The organism is Pseudomonas sp. Teo4 (assembly GCF_034387475.1).
Taxonomy (GTDB): Bacteria; Pseudomonadota; Gammaproteobacteria; order Pseudomonadales; family Pseudomonadaceae; genus Aquipseudomonas.
Genome location: NZ_JAXCIL010000001.1, coordinates 876,516 through 891,216, shown reverse-complemented (window position 1 = coordinate 891,216; position 14,701 = coordinate 876,516). Strand labels below are relative to the sequence as shown.

Here is a 14,701-nt window from a genome sequence, read left to right as displayed (position 1 = left end):
AACCTTTGAGGGATTCGCCCCAGGCATGCAGCTTGGTTGGCTGCACCGGCCTCTTCGCGGGCAAGCCCGCTCCCACAGGTTTCTCCACTGCCATCAAAACCAGTGGGGTACCTGTGGGAGCGGGTTTACCCGCGAAGAGGCCGGTAAAGCGCCTACCCAATCAGGCCCAGGGCAAGTCTTCTTGTCATTGTTGAGCAACCGCCAGGGGCATGGGTCATTCCCCGAGGTATGCCTTTTTCACCTGGTCGTCGTGCAACAGGTCATTGGCGCAGCCCTCCAGGCTGATACGCCCACCGTCGATCACGTAGGCGCGTTGGCAGGTCTGCAACGCCAGCCGAGCGTTCTGTTCCACCAGCAGCAGCGTCACCCCGCCCTTGACCACCTCGACGATGGTCTCGAAGATCTTCTGCACGATGATCGGCGCCAGGCCCATGGAGGGTTCATCCAGCAACAGCAACTTGGGCCGCCCCATCAGCGCCCGGGAAATGGCCAGCATCTGCTGCTCACCGCCCGACATGGTCCCAGCCAACTGAAAGGCACGCTCTTTCAAACGCGGGAAGATGCCATACATGCGTTCGATGTCGGCGTTGATCGCATCCTTGCCATCGCGGCGGGTAAACGCGCCCATCTCCAGGTTCTCGTGCACCGTCAGCTTGGGGAAAATGCCCCGCCCTTCCGGCACCAGGGCCAGGCCTTCACGGATCAGGTCATGGCCCTTGATCGCCGCATGGGCCTTGCCGTCGAAGGTGATCTGCCCGGCGCTGGGCTTGAGCAGCCCGGCCAGGGTCTTGAGGGTGGTGGTCTTGCCCGCGCCGTTGGCGCCGATCAGCGCGACCATCTCGCCCTCGCCCACTTTAAGGTCGATGCCCTTGATCGCCTGGATGGCGCCATAGGACACCTTGAGGTCATCCACTTGCAGAATCGTCTTCATGCCACTGCCTCCGCGCCGAGGTACGCCTCGATCACCCGTGGATCCTTGCGCACGTCGGCCGGCAGGCCGTCGGCGATCTTGCGGCCGAACTCCAGCACGGTGATGTGATCGCACAGCCCCATCACCAACTTCACGTCGTGCTCGATCAACAGCACCGTCTTGCCGTCTGCCTGCATCTTGCACATCAGTTGGCGCAGTCCTTCGGTTTCCGAGGCGTTCATGCCCGCTGCCGGTTCGTCCAGGGCAATCAGCTTGGGTTCGGTGGCCAGCGCCCGGGCGATTTCCAGGCGACGCTGGTCGCCATAGGACAAACTCTTGGCCAACTCGCCCGCCAGATGGGCGATACCGACATAGTCCAGCCAATGCCGTGCGGCCTGGCGAATCTCACGCTCTTCGCGCACGCAGGCCGGGGTGCGCAGGATGGCGCCGAACACACCACTGCGGGTGCGCACATGGCGGCCGATCATCACGTTTTCCAGCGCGGTCATGTTGTGGAATAGCCGGATATTCTGGAAGGTGCGTGAAATACCCGCCTCCACCACCTTGTGCGGCTTGCTGATGCGCAGCGGTTTGCCGTCGAACATCACCCGCCCCTGCTCGGCTCGATACAGCCCGGTGAGCACGTTGAACAGGGTGGTCTTGCCGGCGCCATTGGGGCCCAGCAGGCCGCGGATCTCGCCACGGCGGATGCTCAGGTCGATGCCGTGCAGGGCCTGCAGGCCGCCGAAGAACTTGCTGACCTGGTGCAGCTCGAGAAGGATATCGCTCATGCCTTGTCCGCCTGTTTGATCGGAAGTTCGAAGGAGCTTTCAGTCGCTTGCGCAGGCACTGTGGTGGTCAGTGCCGCAGGCACCGGAGCAGGTTCCTGGTCGTCGTCGTGCAACTCGGCGCGGCGCCGGTCGGACGGCCACAGGCCTTCGGGGCGGAAGCGCATCACCAGAATCAGCGCCAGGCCGAACACCAGCATGCGTAGGGTCGAGGCATCCAGCACGTTGCGCAGGATGTCGCGGCTGATGAAGGTGACGTTGTCCATCACCCAGGGCTGAATCCAGTTGACCAGGTCGCGGAACAGCTCGGGCATTACCGACAGGATCAACGCACCCAGCACCACGCCACGAATCGAGCCCATGCCGCCGAGCACCACCATGGCCAGCACCATGATCGACTCCATCAGGGTGAACGACTCGGGGCTGACGAAGCCTTGGTAGCTGGAGAACAGCACCCCCGACACGCCGCCAAAGGTCGCGCCCATGGCGAACGCCAGCAGCTTGAGGTTGCGCTTGTTCAAGCCCATGGCCTCGGCAGCCACTTCATCTTCACGCAGGGCCATCCAGGCACGGCCGATACGTGACACCTCAAGGCGTTTGGACAGCACGATGCAGAGGATGACGATGGCCAGGAAGAACAGGTAATAGCTGATCACTGGCGACACCTGCAGACCGAACAGGCTCCAGCTCTGCTGCAGTGACAACAGCGGCGCCGCGCCCTCGCCCGGTGCATGCATCCACGCCCCGCCGTCGATATGCAGTGGCGCGATGTTGCTGATGCCCTGGGGGCCGTTGGTGAGGTTCACCGGCTGGTCCAGGTTGTTCATGAAGATGCGGATGATTTCGCCGAAGCCGAGGGTGACGATGGCCAGGTAATCGCCGCGCAGCTTGAGCACCGGCGCGCCGATCAACACCCCGCAGATCGCCGCGGCCACCGCCGCCAGCGGAATGATCACCCACAACGGCCAGTCCAGCACGCCTTCGACCAACCCGGCCATCTGCAAGTGCGGCGAGGCCAGCAAGGCGTAGAGGTAGGCGCCAATGGCATAGAAGCCGATGTAGCCCATGTCGAGCAGGCCGGCGTAGCCGATGACGATGTTCAGGCCCAGTGCCAGCAGCACATAGAGCATGGCAAAGCCCAGGATACGCACCCAGGTAGGGCCGAGCATGGGAATGGCGTCGACCAGGAACGGCAAGGCGATGAAGCCGAGGATCAACAGCAGGTATTGGGTCTTGAGATTCTTCATGACGGCTCCCTCAAGCTCGGTCGGCCTGGCGCTCGCCAAGCAGGCCGTTGGGCCGGAACAGAAGCACCAGGATCAGCACGGCAAAGGCGAAGATGTCCTGGTAGTTGGCGCCCAGGAAGCCGCCAGTGATCTGCCCGGTGTAACCTGCAGCCAGCGACTCGATCAGCCCCAGCAGCAGCCCGCCGGCCATGGCCCCGAACAGGTTGCCGATGCCACCGAGCACTGCCGCCGAGAAGGCCTTGAGACCTAGCAGCAGGCCCATGTAAGCGTCGGCCTGGCCATAGTTGACGGCGCGCATCACCCCGGCGATGGCACCCAGGCTGGCTCCAATCAGGAAAGTGGCACTGATGACCCGGTTGATGTTGATGCCCATCAGCCCAGCCACTTCCTGGTTCTGTGCGGTGGCGCGCATGGCCTTGCCCAGGCGGGTCTTGTCCACCAGCAGCCAGAGGCCGAGCATGATCACCACGGCGATCAGCATGATCGACAGCTGCACGTTGGTGATGGTGGCGCCGAACACGTCCACCGGCTGGGTTTCGACCACCTCGGGGAAGGTCTTGTAGCCGCGTCCCCAGATCATCATCGCCAGGTTCTGCAGGGCGATGGAAATGCCGATGGCGAGAATCAACGGGGTCAGGCGCGGCGCCTTGCGCAGCGGCCGGTAGGCGTACTTTTCCATGCCCTGGGCCAGCAGCATGCACACCACCACCGCCGCCATGATCGCCAGCAGCAAGGTGATGATGCCTGGGGCGAAACCTGCGCCGGCAAGCATCGTCAGTACCGAAATGGTCACCATGGCGCCGACCATCACCACCTCGCCGTGGGCGAAGTTGATCAGGCCGATGATGCCGTAGACCATGGTGTAGCCCAGGGCTACCAGGGCATAGATACTGCCCAGCACCAGGCCGTTCAAGACCTGTTGCAACAAGATATCGAAGTTACCGTCCACGAGCTGAATCCTCGAAACTGCGTTGTCGCCGGCGCGCGGCGGCTCAGCGCCGCGCGACCGACTGGCCTGGCAGGTGGGAAAAGTCTTCTTGTTATGGCGCGGGCCATTGCCCGCTTGTTATTGAGGGTGCTGCAGCCGGCGTCAGTCGCGCTCGACCGAGAGGGTCTTCCAGCCGCCATCGGCGAACTGGAACACGGTCGCTGCCGGGCTCTTGAGGTTGCCCTGCTCGTCGAAGGCGATGGTGCCGGTCACGCCCTCGTAGCTTTCGCTTTTGAGCACGGGCAGGTACACCTTCGGATCGGCGGAACCGGCCTTGACCATGGCGTTGATCGCCGCCCAGGTGGCGTCATAGGCCGCTGGCGAGGACTGCACGACGCCGACGCCGAACTTGTCCTTGAGCTTCTGCTCGAACGCCGCGCCCTTGGGCATGTCCAGCAGTGGCGTGCCGTAGTTCCAGGCGTAGGTGCCTTCGGCGGCGCTGCCGGCCATCTGCTTGAACGAGTCGTTGGGCAGGTTGCCGATGTTCATGAAGCGCGCCTTCAGGCCCAGGTTCTTCATCTGCTTGGCCATGGGCGCGGCCTGGTAGTCGAGCGCGGCGAAGAACACCGCGTCGGCCTTCTGCGCCTTGGCGGTGGTGAGGATGGCGTTGAAGTCGGTGGACTTGTCGTTGGTGTACTCACGCACCACCACGTTGCCGCCAGCGGCCTTGACCGCCTTGGTCACCTCGTCGGCCAGGCCCTGGCCGTAGGCGGTACGGTCATCGAAGATGGCGATGCGCTTGGCGTCGAGCTTGCTGACCAGGTAGTTGCCGGCGTAGCGGCCAAGGGTGGCGTCGTCGTTGACCACGCGGAACACCGAGGGGATACCCTGGCGGGTGAGGGTCGGGTTGGTGGCCGATGGCGAGATTTGTGGAATGCCGGCGGCGGCGTAGATCTTCGAAGCCGGAATGCTGGTGCCGGAGTTGTAATGGCCGATCACCACGGCCACTTTCGAGTCCACCAGACGCTGGGCCACGGCCGTGCCGGTGCGCGGGTCGGCGACATCGTCTTCCGATACCAGCTTGAACTGCACTTCTTTGTCGCCAAGTTTCAGGTGTTGCTGGTTGGCTTCCTCCACGGCGACCTGGATACCGTGTTCGACGTCCTGTCCCTGGTGTGCCGAAGGCCCGGTCAGGGGGCCGGCGAAGCCGATCCTGACCACCTCACTGTCCGCTGCATTCGCCGTTCCCATGGCCATCAGCAAAGTTACCGCGGTCGCGAGGGCTGTACGCCCTCCGTTTTTCTTATACATGCTCAGCTCCCAGTAGTATTTGGACGAACCTCGACATCGCTTACCGCTTGCGAATTGGCCGGAACGCCATCGCACTTGTAAGATAACAGTCAGCAGGCAACTGTCAATGGGTGTATACTACGGGAGTCGGTAAAAAAATTTTCGAACGACGAACGTTCACGGCAGCCAAAATGATGGCCGTACCATGACCTGGTCAGATGTTTGATAACATATGGCGACAACATCACCGCTGGTTGGCTACGGATCCCGCCGCATGGGGCTTACGGGCTGCGCGCAACCTGCCGGAGAACAACCGTGATGAGCCAATCAGTTTCAGGAGCAACTTTTCTATGAATGCGTCGTTAGGCACGCGCCGCGCCAATCTCGCGGAAACCGTGATTCAGGAGCTGTCCAGCCGGATCGACAATGGCACCTATGGCCCGGGCGACAAGCTGCCGTCCGAGCAGGAGCTGTGCAAGCAATTCAACGTTAGCCGTCCGGTGATCCGTGAAGCGGTGGCGTCCCTGCGCCTGGGTGGGCGCCTGGTGGCACGCCAGGGCGTCGGTGTGTTCGTGGTCGAACAGGACGTCAAACGCATCGGCTTCGCCATCGACAGCGTGGTAGACGACGTGCGCGCCGCCGCGCAGATTCTGGAACTGCGCCTGGGGATCGAGACCGAATCGGTGGCCCGCGCCGCTGAACGACGCAGCCCCACCAGCATGGCGCAGATCACCGAAGCGTTCGACCGCTTCAACGCGCTGGATGGTTCGAGCCTGGAAGAAGAAGCCAAGGCCGACTTCGAGTTCCACCTGGCGATTGCCCGGGCCACCAACAACCCGCACTTCACGCAATTGCTCGAAGCCTTGGGACCGGACATCATCCTCGACCTGAACCTCAAGCACAGCCAGGTCAGCGGCAAGAACCGCCTGGCGCACATCAAGAAGATCGGCCGCGAGCATGGCGCGATTCTTTCGGCCATCAGCATGGGCGACATGAACAGCGCGCGCACGGCGCTGCGCAAGCATCTGGAAGAGAGCCTGTCGCGGTATCAGCGGTTGCTCGACAGCAAGGGTTGAGTCAGTTCCGGCCTCATCGCCGGCAAGCCAGCTCCCACATGAACCGCGACAACCTTGAGACCACCGCAACACCTGTGGGAGCCGGCTTGCCGGCGATGAGTTCGGTACAGGCAACACAAGACAGTTGCTCCCACAGGTACCCTGCGATACCTGCAGGAGCCGGCTTGCCGGCGATGAGGCCAGTACAGGCCCTACAGCCCTAAGCAGACATACTTGATCTCAAGGTAATCCTCGATCCCGTAGCGCGACCCTTCCCTGCCCAACCCCGAAGCCTTCACCCCACCAAACGGCGCCACCTCGGTCGCCACCACGCCGACGTTGACCCCGACCATCCCATATTCCAGCGCCTCGGACACTCGCCACACGCGCCCGACATCCCGGGTGTACACATAGCAGGCCAACCCGAACTCGGTGTCGTTGGCGTGGGCAATGACCTCTTCCTCGACCCTGAAGCGGAACATCGGCGCCACCGGCCCGAAGATCTCCTCGCGCGCCACGCGCATGTCCGGCGTCACGTCCGCCAGCAAAGTCGGTTCGAAGAACGCTTCGCCCAGGGCATGTCGACGCCCACCTGTGACAACACGGGCGCCCGCTTCCACGGCCTCGCCCACCAGACGCTCGACACCCGCCGCAGCACGCCCGTCGATCATCGGCCCGACCTGTGTGCCCGGCTCATCGCCATGCCCCACCACCAGTTCATTCACCCGCTCGGCAAAGCGCGCCACGAAGCGCTCGTAGATACCGTTCTGCACGTAGAACCGGTTGGCGCACACGCAGGTCTGTCCGCTGTTGCGGAATTTGGCGATCAGCGCACCTTCCACCGCCTTCTCAAGGTCGGCATCGTCGAACACGATAAAAGGTGCGTTACCGCCTAGCTCCATGGTCACCTTCTTCACCGTCGCCGCCGACTGCTGCAGCAGCTGGATGCCGATTGGCGTGGAACCGGTGAATGACAGCTTGCGCACGGTCGGGCTGGCGGTCAGCTCACCGCCAATGGCCGCCGAGTCACCCGTGACCACGCTGAGCACCCCGGCAGGAATGCCGGCACGCTCGGCCAGCACGCACAGCGCCAAGGCACTGAACGGCGTCTGCGAGGCTGGCTTGAGCACCAGGGTACAGCCAGCGGCCAGCGCTGGCGCGGCCTTACGGGTGATCATCGCCGCCGGGAAGTTCCACGGGGTGATCGCCGCGCAGACGCCTATCGGCTCCTTGGTGACGATCAGGCGGCGGTCGGCGGCCGGTGAGGGAATGACATCGCCGTAGATGCGCTTGCCTTCTTCGGCATAGAACTCAACATAGGCGGCGGCAAAGGCGATTTCGCCACGGGACTCAGCCAGCGGCTTGCCCTGCTCGGCGGTCATGATCCGCGCCAGGTCCTCCTGGTGCTCGAGGATCAGCCTGAACCAGGCCTGTAGCCGCGCGGCACGTTCCTTGGCGGCCAGGGCACGCCAGGCCGGCAAGGCACGCTCGGCGGCGGCAATGGCGCGGCGGGTCTCGTCCGCGCCCATGCGTGGCACCGTACCGAGCAATTGCCCGGTGGCCGGGTTGGTCACCTCGATGTGGCGACCGCTGTCGGCCGCCAGCCATTTTCCGTCGATATAGCAAACTTCACGCAGCAGGTCGTGATCGGCAAGTTTCATGTCGATTGGCTCGTTCGAAGAAGAAAAAAGGTGGGGCCGGACCGCGCCCCACCTGAGGCGAAATCAGCGCTTGGCTTGCAGGGCCTTGTCGCGGATCTGGCTGAGGGTCATACGCGGGGTCAGGGCTTCGGGGTCGACCTGCACTTCGATCAGCGCCGGCTTGCCCGACGCCTGGCAGCGCTCGAAGGCGGCGGCGAAGTCTTCGGTGCGCGTCACCGTCTCGCCATGCAGGCCGTAGGCACGAGCCAGTGCGGCGAAGTCCGGGTTGTGCAGCTCGGTGCCGGAGACCCGGCCCGGGTAGCTGCGCTCCTGGTGCATGCGGATGGTGCCGTACATGCCGTTGTTGACCACGATGGTGATCAGCCGGGCATCGTAGTGCATCGCCGTGGCCAGCTCCTGGCCATTCATCATGAAGCAGCCATCACCGGCGAACGCCACCACGGTACGCTGCGGATAGGTGAGCTTGGCCGCCACCGCCGCCGGCACGCCGTACCCCATCGAACCGTTGGTTGGCCCCAGCAGCGTGCGGAAGGCGCGATGCTGGTAACCACGGTGCACCCAGCCGGTGTAGTTGCCGGCGCCGCAGGTGAGGATGCTGTCGGCGGGCAGGGTCTTGTTCAGCCAGGCGATCACTTCGCTCATCTGCACATCGCCGGGCGAGCGCGGGGTTTCGAAGTTGCCGCGATAGCCGCTGTTCAGGCTCGCGGTCCAGTCGGCGAAGGCTTCAGGCTTTACAGCCGGCAGTGCTGCTGCCTGCGACAGGAAGCTGGCGGGGCCGGCGTTGATGCCCAGGGTCGGCTGGTACACACGGCCGATCTCCTCGGCGCTGGCGTGCACATGCACCAGTGCCTGTTTGGGCGTCGGGATATCTACCAGCGCGTAACCGCCGGTAGTCATCTCGCCCAGGCGGGCACCGACTACGATCAGCAGGTCGGACTGTTTCACCGCATCGACCAGCACGGGCCCAGCGGCCAGACCGAGGTCACCGGCATAGTGCGGGTCGGTGTTGTCGAACAAGTCTTGGCAACGGAACGAGGCCGCCAGCGGCAGGTTCTGCGCTTGCACGAAACGCTTGAGGTCAGCCACGGCCGCAGCGTTCCAGCCGCCGCCACCGGCAATCACCAGCGGCTTGCTCGCTTTGCCCAGCAACTGTTGCAGCTCAGTCAGCGCTTCAGGGGCCGGCGCCGCTTCGACGCGCTGTGCGGGACGTGCGTCCGGCACCTGGACCAGGTCGGTGAGCATGTCTTCCGGCAGGGCCACCACCACGGGGCCTGGACGACCACTGATGGCGCGCTGGAAGGCCTGGTTGACCAACTCAGGGATGCGCGCCGCGTCGTCGATCTGCACCACCCACTTGGCCATCTGACCAAACATGCGGCGGTAATCGACCTCCTGGAAAGCCTCGCGCTCGATCTGGTCACGGGCCACCTGGCCAATGAACAGAATCATCGGCGTCGAGTCCTGGAACGCGGTGTGCACCCCCACCGAAGCGTTGGTGGCACCAGGGCCACGGGTGACCATGCAGATACCCGGCTTGCCGGTCAGCTTGCCATAGGCCTCGGCCATGTAGGCCGACCCGCCCTCCTGGCGACAGACGATCAGGTCGATCTCATCCTGTACGTCGTGCAGCGCATCGAGCACCGCCAGGTAGCTTTCGCCCGGCACACAGAAGGCGCGCTCGACGCCGTTTACCCGCAGTGCATCGACCAGTACCTGGCCGCCACTGCGCTTCACATCAGCCTTGCTCATTGTTGTTCTCCTCAGGCGGTGCGGTCAGATGACCGAGTCTTCCAGGAACGGCTTGTTGTCGATCACCCGCTGGTAGGACAGCGCGCCCAGGTCGAGCGAACGGTAGCCGCCATAGGTGATCAGCTCGGACAGACCACGGCCGATGGCCGGCGCCTGCTGCAGGCCATGGCCGCTGAAGCCGTTGCAGAACAGGAAGTTGCTCACCTCGTTGTGCGGGCCGACGATGGCGTTGTGGTCGAGTACGCAGAAGTCGTAGTGCCCGGCCCAGAAGTTCACCACCTTGATACCTTCGAAGGCTGGCACGCGCTCGGCGAGAATCGGCCAGACCTCTTCATCGAACTCGTCGTGCAGTACGTCGAAGTCTTCAAAGTCCACTTCCGGGTCGTTTTTCGGGTAGGTGCCGCCCAGGTAGAACTTGCCTTCAGGGCGGAAGAACACACCGGTCGGGTCGATGGTCAGCGGCACGGTGCCTTCCAGCGGCGTGCGGCAGTCGAACACGAACAGCGAACGACGGCGCGGCTCCACCGGAATGTCCAGGCCAGCCATGCGCGCCACCTTGGTGCCACGGGTGCCGGCACAGTTGACCAGCAAGCCGCAACCGATGCGCTCGCCACTGGCCAGCTGCACGCCAGTGATGCGGTCGCCTTCACGCTGGATAGCGACCACTTCGTTCTCGATGTACTCGATACCCATCGAACGCGCCTTGCGCCGGAAGCCCTGAAGCATCCCCAGGCTGTCGAACCAGCCCTCGCCGCTCTGGCCATAGCTGGCGCCAGCGAGGCTGTCGATGTTGACCCAGGGGAACTTGCGCTTGAGCTGCTCGGGGTCGAGCAGATGCACGTCGGCGCCGTGGGACACCTGGGTGTCATGCAGGCGACGCAGCACCTCGTAGCCTTTGTCCTCGCCGAGGAACAGGTAGCCGTTCTCATGGAAGGCCAGGTCCGGGCGGTCGCCATCCACCTCCATCACCTCGGGGAAGTTGCGCACGAACTCGGCGCCGAACTTGGAGATTTCGATGTTGATCGGGTTGGAGAATTGCTGGCGGATCGAGCTGCTCGACAGCGCGGTGGCCGACTTGTTGTAGGTCCAGTCACGTTCGATGACCAGCACCGAGCCTTTGAAGTCCGGGTTGTTGGCCAGGAAATACGCAGTGGCGCTGCCGTTGACCGCGCCGCCGACGATCACCACATCGTAGTTCTGTTGTTTAGCGGTAGAAGCCATGGGATGCACTCTTGTCTGTGTTGCGATGATCAAGGTGTGGAGCCTGTACCGGCCTCATCGCCGGCAAGCCGGCTCCCACAGGTACTGCAGTGATCCTTGTGGGAGCCGGCTTGCCGGCGATTGCGGCCAGTGCAGGTCATTTCGGGTCTTCGAAGTGCCCGGCGCCGGCGAAGTTGCCGCCGTGGTAGCGCGCAGCAGGCTCGTTCGGGTCCAGCGGCGGGTGCTCGGCCAGGACCTTCTCGCGGTAGCTGTCGGCACTGTCCTTGGGCACATAGCCGATCGACGAGGCCAGGCGGTTGTCCCACAGGCTTTCGCGGTTGGCCGACATGCCGTAGACGATCATGTGCCCGACCCGTGGCGCCAGCAGCGAGCGCTCGGTGAGCTGGGCGAAGTCATCGAACGACAGCCAGGTGGCAAGCATGCGACGGTCCAGCGGCTCGGGGAACGACGAGCCGATACGCAGGTTCACCGACTCGATGCCGAACTTGTCCCAGTAGTAGCGGCCCAGGTCCTCGGCGAAACACTTGCTCACGCCATACAGGCTGTCGGGGCGATGGGCCGCCGTGGCGTCGATGGTTTCGGTGCGCTCGTAGAAGCCGATGGCGTGGTTGGAACTGGTGTACACCACACGCTTGACGCCACTGCGCCGCGCCGCCTCGTAGATGTTGTAGGTGCCGACGATGTTGCCGTTGAGGATGTTCTGGAAGGTATCTTCCACCGGCACCCCACCGGCATGGACGATGGCGTCGACACCATCGGCCAGCGGCAACACGTCGTCGAAGTTGCCCAGGTCGCAACGGATGATCTGCTCATGGGGCGCGGCCGGCCCCATGTCGGCGATGTCGGTCAGGCGCAGTTCATCGGCGAAGGCGGCCAGGTGCTTGCGCAGTACGCTGCCCAGGCGCCCGGCGGCACCGGTGATCAGCAGGCGTTTGAACGGTTTGCTCATGTCTTTTCTCACTTCATCCAGTTGCTCAGACCAGGGCAGCGAACGCGTCGCGCAACTGCCCCAAGGCCTGTTCCAGTTCCTGCCGCGAGGTGGCGAACGACAGGCGAATGTAGGGTTCCACGCCAAAGGCCGAACCCGGCACGGTGGCGACCTTGCCGACCCGCAGCAGGTAGGCGGACAGGTCCGCGTCGTTGTCGATCACCTGCCCGTCCGGGGTGCGCTTGCCAATGAAGGCCGCCACGTTGGGGAACGCGTAGAACGCGCCCTGGGGCATCTGCAGGGTCAGCCCTTCGATCTCGGCCAGGCCCCGGACCACCAGCGCACCACGGGCCTGGTACTCACGGTTGGCTTCACGGACGAAATCCTGCGGGCCGTTGAGCGCCGCCACCGCCGCCAGCTGCGAGATGCTCGACGGGCAGGTGGTGGTCTGCGATTGGGTCTTGTTCATCGCCACGACCAGGTCCTTGGGCCCTGCCGCGTAACCCAGGCGGTAGCCGGTCATGGCGTAGGCCTTGGACACCCCGTTGATCAGCAGCGTGCGCTCGCGCAGCTGCGGGCACGCGGTGACGAAGGACACGAACGGCTGGTCGCCCAACACGATGTGCTCGTAGATCTCGTCGGAGATGATCAGCACGTTCGGGTGGCGCTCCAGCACCGCGCCCAGGGCGGCGAACTCTTCACGGGTGAAGATCGCCCCGCTCGGGTTGTTCGGCGAGTTGAGCATCACCCAGCGGGTGCGCGGGGTGATAGCCGCTTCCAACTGCTCGGGCTTGATCTTGAAGCCCTGCTCGGCGCCGCACGGAATGACCTTGGGCACACCGCCGTTGAGCATCGCCATGTCGGTGTACGACACCCAGTAAGGCGCGGGGGTGATCACCTCGTCGCCGGGTTCCAGGGTGGCCAGGAAGGCGTTGAACAACAACTGCTTGGCACCGTTGCCCACGCAGATTTCGTCCAGGCCATAGACCAGGTCGTTTTCCCGGGCGAACTTGTCGACGATGGCCTGGCGCAACGCCTCCAGGCCATTGGGCGCGGTGTAGTGGTTGTTGCCCGCCAGCATCGCCTGGTGGGCGGCCTCGATGATGTGCGCTGGGACGTTGTAGTCTGGCTCGCCGAGGCTCAGGTTGATCACCGGTTCGCCTTTGGCCAGCATCTGCTTGGCCAGCACCGACACGGCCATGCTCGGCGAACTCTTCACCGCACGTACGCGGCTGCTTTGGATTTCCATTGCTCAGCGCTCCTGGGCGGCGTCGAAGCCGTAGTCGTCACGCGCCTGCTCGGCGCTGATGTAGCCTGCGCGCACATCGCGGGCAACCTGTTGACGGTCGCGCTGGCGCGGGTCGCCATAACCGCCGCCACCAGGAAGACGCAGCACCAGACGGCGCTCAGCGGGTACAAACTGCTGGCCCTTGCCGCGTAGCAAGCTGCCATCATCCAGGCCAACGAAACCTTCGGCACCCTCTTTGCCACCCTCCAGACCACGTGCCGGGTACTGGATACGATCGAACATGGCACTGAAGCGGAAGCTGTAGCCTTCGGCTGCCGACACTTCGATCTCCTGGCCCAGACCACCGCGCAACTGGCCAGCTCCGCCGGAGCCTTCGCGCAATTCTTTACGCCAGACCACCACGGGGCCGGCGTGCTCGGTGGCTTCCACCGGCATGGTGTGTACACCGCTGGGGAACGCGGTGGCACTGAGGCCATCCATCGCCGAACGAGCGCCCATCCCGCCGCTGTTGAACATCAGCATCTCGGCATTGCGACCGTTGGGGTTGCTGTCCAGCGGGCGCACGCTCAGGTGCAGGTTCCACAGGGCACTGGCACCTTCAGCCGGCACCTGGCCTGGCAGGCACTTGTGCAGCGCACCCAGCACCAGGTCGGGGACGAAGTGACCGAGCACATGGCGCACCGACACCGGCGCCGGGTGCTTGGCATTGAGGATGCAACCTTCCGGCGCGGTGACTTCGAACGGTGCCAGCGAAGCGGTGTTGTTCGGAATTTCCGGCGCGACGATGCACTTGAGGCCATAGCAGGCGTAGGCCTTGGCATAGCCCAGCGGCACGTTGATGCCGAACTGGCTCATGCCCGAGGTGCCGGTGAAGTCGCTCTTGATTCCGTCGGGGCCGACGGTGATGGTCACCGCCAGGGTCACCGGTACGTCATAGCCGTCGAGGGTCATGCTGTTGCTGTAGGTACCGTGGGGCAGCGACTTGAAGCATTCCAAGGTGGCGCGACGGCTGTGCTCGAGAATGAAGCCACCGATGTGGTCCAGGTCGTCGAGCTTGAACTCTTCGAGCATGTCCAGCAGGCGCTTGTGGCCGGTCTCGTTGCATGCCGACAAGGCGTAGAAGTCGCCTACCACGCGGTCATTCTCACGCACGTTGTTGCGCAGGATGTTGATCAGGTCGCGGTTGACCTTGCCACGCTCGAACAGCTTCATGATCGGGATGAACAGGCCTTCCTCGTACACCTCGCGGGCATCCGGGCCAAAGCCACGGCCACCGATGTCGACCACATGGGCGGTACTGGCGAAATAGCCGATCAGCTTGCCCTTGTGGAAGGACGGCGAAACGATGGTGATGTCGTGCAGGTGGCCGGTGCCCTTCCACGGGTCGTTGGTCACGTACACATCGCCTTCGAAGATGTTGTCTTCACCAATCTCGTTGATGAAGTGCACCACCGCCTCGGCCATGGTGTTGACGTGGCCCGGGGTGCCGGTGACGGCCTGGGCCAGCATGTTGCCGGCGCGGTCGAACACGCCGGCGGACAAATCGCCGGCTTCGCGCACACTGGTGGAGAAAGCCGTGCGGATCAGGGTCAGGGCCTGTTCTTCGACCACCGAGACCAGGCGGTTCCACATCACCTGCATTTGAATGTCGATCAGGGTATCGCTCATGTTCTGG

Annotated in this window: 12 protein-coding genes; 1 reads left to right on the top strand and 11 read right to left on the bottom strand. The window is 63.9% G+C overall.

The features are described from left to right. Nucleotides 1–214 precede the first annotated feature (214 nt). From PspTeo4_RS04400 to PspTeo4_RS04380, 5 genes are all read right to left on the bottom strand, one after another. Nucleotides 215–931 carry an ABC transporter ATP-binding protein gene (locus PspTeo4_RS04400; RefSeq protein ID WP_322362513.1) on the bottom strand — a complete coding sequence of 239 codons (717 nt, stop codon included), beginning with the start codon at nucleotides 929–931 and terminating at the stop codon, nucleotides 215–217. After that, nucleotides 928–1,701: an ABC transporter ATP-binding protein gene (locus tag PspTeo4_RS04395; protein ID WP_322362512.1), complete on the bottom strand. Its 774-nt coding sequence runs from the start codon at nucleotides 1,699–1,701 to the stop codon at nucleotides 928–930. Before PspTeo4_RS04395 ends, PspTeo4_RS04400 begins: the two co-directional genes overlap by 4 nt. Beyond that, complete coding sequence (locus PspTeo4_RS04390; protein ID WP_322362511.1) at nucleotides 1,698–2,945, bottom strand: ABC transporter permease subunit; 1,248 nt, start codon at nucleotides 2,943–2,945, stop codon at nucleotides 1,698–1,700. Before PspTeo4_RS04390 ends, PspTeo4_RS04395 begins: the two co-directional genes overlap by 4 nt. Nucleotides 2,946–2,955: 10 nt before the next feature. Next, nucleotides 2,956–3,894 carry a branched-chain amino acid ABC transporter permease gene (locus PspTeo4_RS04385; RefSeq protein ID WP_108481449.1) on the bottom strand — a complete coding sequence of 313 codons (939 nt, stop codon included), beginning with the start codon at nucleotides 3,892–3,894 and terminating at the stop codon, nucleotides 2,956–2,958. A 141-nt stretch (nucleotides 3,895–4,035) separates the two neighbouring features. Further along, on the bottom strand, nucleotides 4,036–5,184 hold the full coding sequence (locus PspTeo4_RS04380) for a branched-chain amino acid ABC transporter substrate-binding protein (RefSeq protein ID WP_322362510.1): 1,149 nt from the start codon (nucleotides 5,182–5,184) through the stop codon (nucleotides 4,036–4,038). Between the two features lie 329 nt (nucleotides 5,185–5,513). On the opposite strand from PspTeo4_RS04380, the gene PspTeo4_RS04375 reads away from it, so the two are divergent. Further along, a complete protein-coding gene (locus PspTeo4_RS04375; protein ID WP_322362509.1) occupies nucleotides 5,514–6,239 on the top strand; it encodes a FadR/GntR family transcriptional regulator in 726 nt (241 codons plus the stop codon). Nucleotides 6,240–6,430: 191 nt separating this feature from the next. Here the strand turns inward: PspTeo4_RS04375 and PspTeo4_RS04370 are convergent, their stop codons facing one another. From PspTeo4_RS04370 to PspTeo4_RS04345, 6 genes are all read right to left on the bottom strand, one after another. Beyond that, a complete protein-coding gene (locus tag PspTeo4_RS04370; RefSeq protein ID WP_322362508.1) occupies nucleotides 6,431–7,879 on the bottom strand; it encodes an NAD-dependent succinate-semialdehyde dehydrogenase in 1,449 nt (482 codons plus the stop codon). Between the two features lie 63 nt (nucleotides 7,880–7,942). Continuing rightward, nucleotides 7,943–9,628 (bottom strand): thiamine pyrophosphate-binding protein, encoded by a 1,686-nt coding sequence (locus tag PspTeo4_RS04365; RefSeq protein WP_322362507.1) that lies wholly within the window; start codon nucleotides 9,626–9,628, stop codon nucleotides 7,943–7,945. Nucleotides 9,629–9,652: 24 nt separating this feature from the next. Further along, on the bottom strand, nucleotides 9,653–10,849 hold the full coding sequence (locus tag PspTeo4_RS04360) for an FAD-dependent oxidoreductase (RefSeq protein WP_322362506.1): 1,197 nt from the start codon (nucleotides 10,847–10,849) through the stop codon (nucleotides 9,653–9,655). Nucleotides 10,850–10,985: 136 nt separating this feature from the next. After that, nucleotides 10,986–11,798 carry an NAD(P)-dependent oxidoreductase gene (locus PspTeo4_RS04355; protein WP_322362505.1) on the bottom strand — a complete coding sequence of 271 codons (813 nt, stop codon included), beginning with the start codon at nucleotides 11,796–11,798 and terminating at the stop codon, nucleotides 10,986–10,988. Between the two features lie 25 nt (nucleotides 11,799–11,823). After that, entirely contained in the window at nucleotides 11,824–13,026 is a 1,203-nt protein-coding gene (locus PspTeo4_RS04350; protein WP_322362504.1) for a pyridoxal phosphate-dependent aminotransferase, read from the bottom strand. 3 nt (nucleotides 13,027–13,029) lie between these two features. Continuing rightward, nucleotides 13,030–14,694: a hydantoinase B/oxoprolinase family protein gene (locus tag PspTeo4_RS04345; protein ID WP_322362503.1), complete on the bottom strand. Its 1,665-nt coding sequence runs from the start codon at nucleotides 14,692–14,694 to the stop codon at nucleotides 13,030–13,032. Between the last annotated feature and the right edge of the window lie 7 nt (nucleotides 14,695–14,701).

Coding starts and splice junctions, on each gene's coding strand:
- PspTeo4_RS04400 (WP_322362513.1), bottom strand. CDS start 931: ATGAAGACGATTCTGCAAGTGGATGACCTCAAGGTGTCCTATGGCGCC.
- PspTeo4_RS04395 (WP_322362512.1), bottom strand. CDS start 1,701: ATGAGCGATATCCTTCTCGAGCTGCACCAGGTCAGCAAGTTCTTCGGC.
- PspTeo4_RS04390 (WP_322362511.1), bottom strand. CDS start 2,945: ATGAAGAATCTCAAGACCCAATACCTGCTGTTGATCCTCGGCTTCATC.
- PspTeo4_RS04380 (WP_322362510.1), bottom strand. CDS start 5,184: ATGTATAAGAAAAACGGAGGGCGTACAGCCCTCGCGACCGCGGTAACT.
- PspTeo4_RS04375 (WP_322362509.1), top strand. CDS start 5,514: ATGAATGCGTCGTTAGGCACGCGCCGCGCCAATCTCGCGGAAACCGTG.
- PspTeo4_RS04370 (WP_322362508.1), bottom strand. CDS start 7,879: ATGAAACTTGCCGATCACGACCTGCTGCGTGAAGTTTGCTATATCGAC.
- PspTeo4_RS04365 (WP_322362507.1), bottom strand. CDS start 9,628: ATGAGCAAGGCTGATGTGAAGCGCAGTGGCGGCCAGGTACTGGTCGAT.
- PspTeo4_RS04360 (WP_322362506.1), bottom strand. CDS start 10,849: ATGGCTTCTACCGCTAAACAACAGAACTACGATGTGGTGATCGTCGGC.
- PspTeo4_RS04355 (WP_322362505.1), bottom strand. CDS start 11,798: ATGAGCAAACCGTTCAAACGCCTGCTGATCACCGGTGCCGCCGGGCGC.
- PspTeo4_RS04350 (WP_322362504.1), bottom strand. CDS start 13,026: ATGGAAATCCAAAGCAGCCGCGTACGTGCGGTGAAGAGTTCGCCGAGC.
- PspTeo4_RS04345 (WP_322362503.1), bottom strand. CDS start 14,694: ATGAGCGATACCCTGATCGACATTCAAATGCAGGTGATGTGGAACCGC.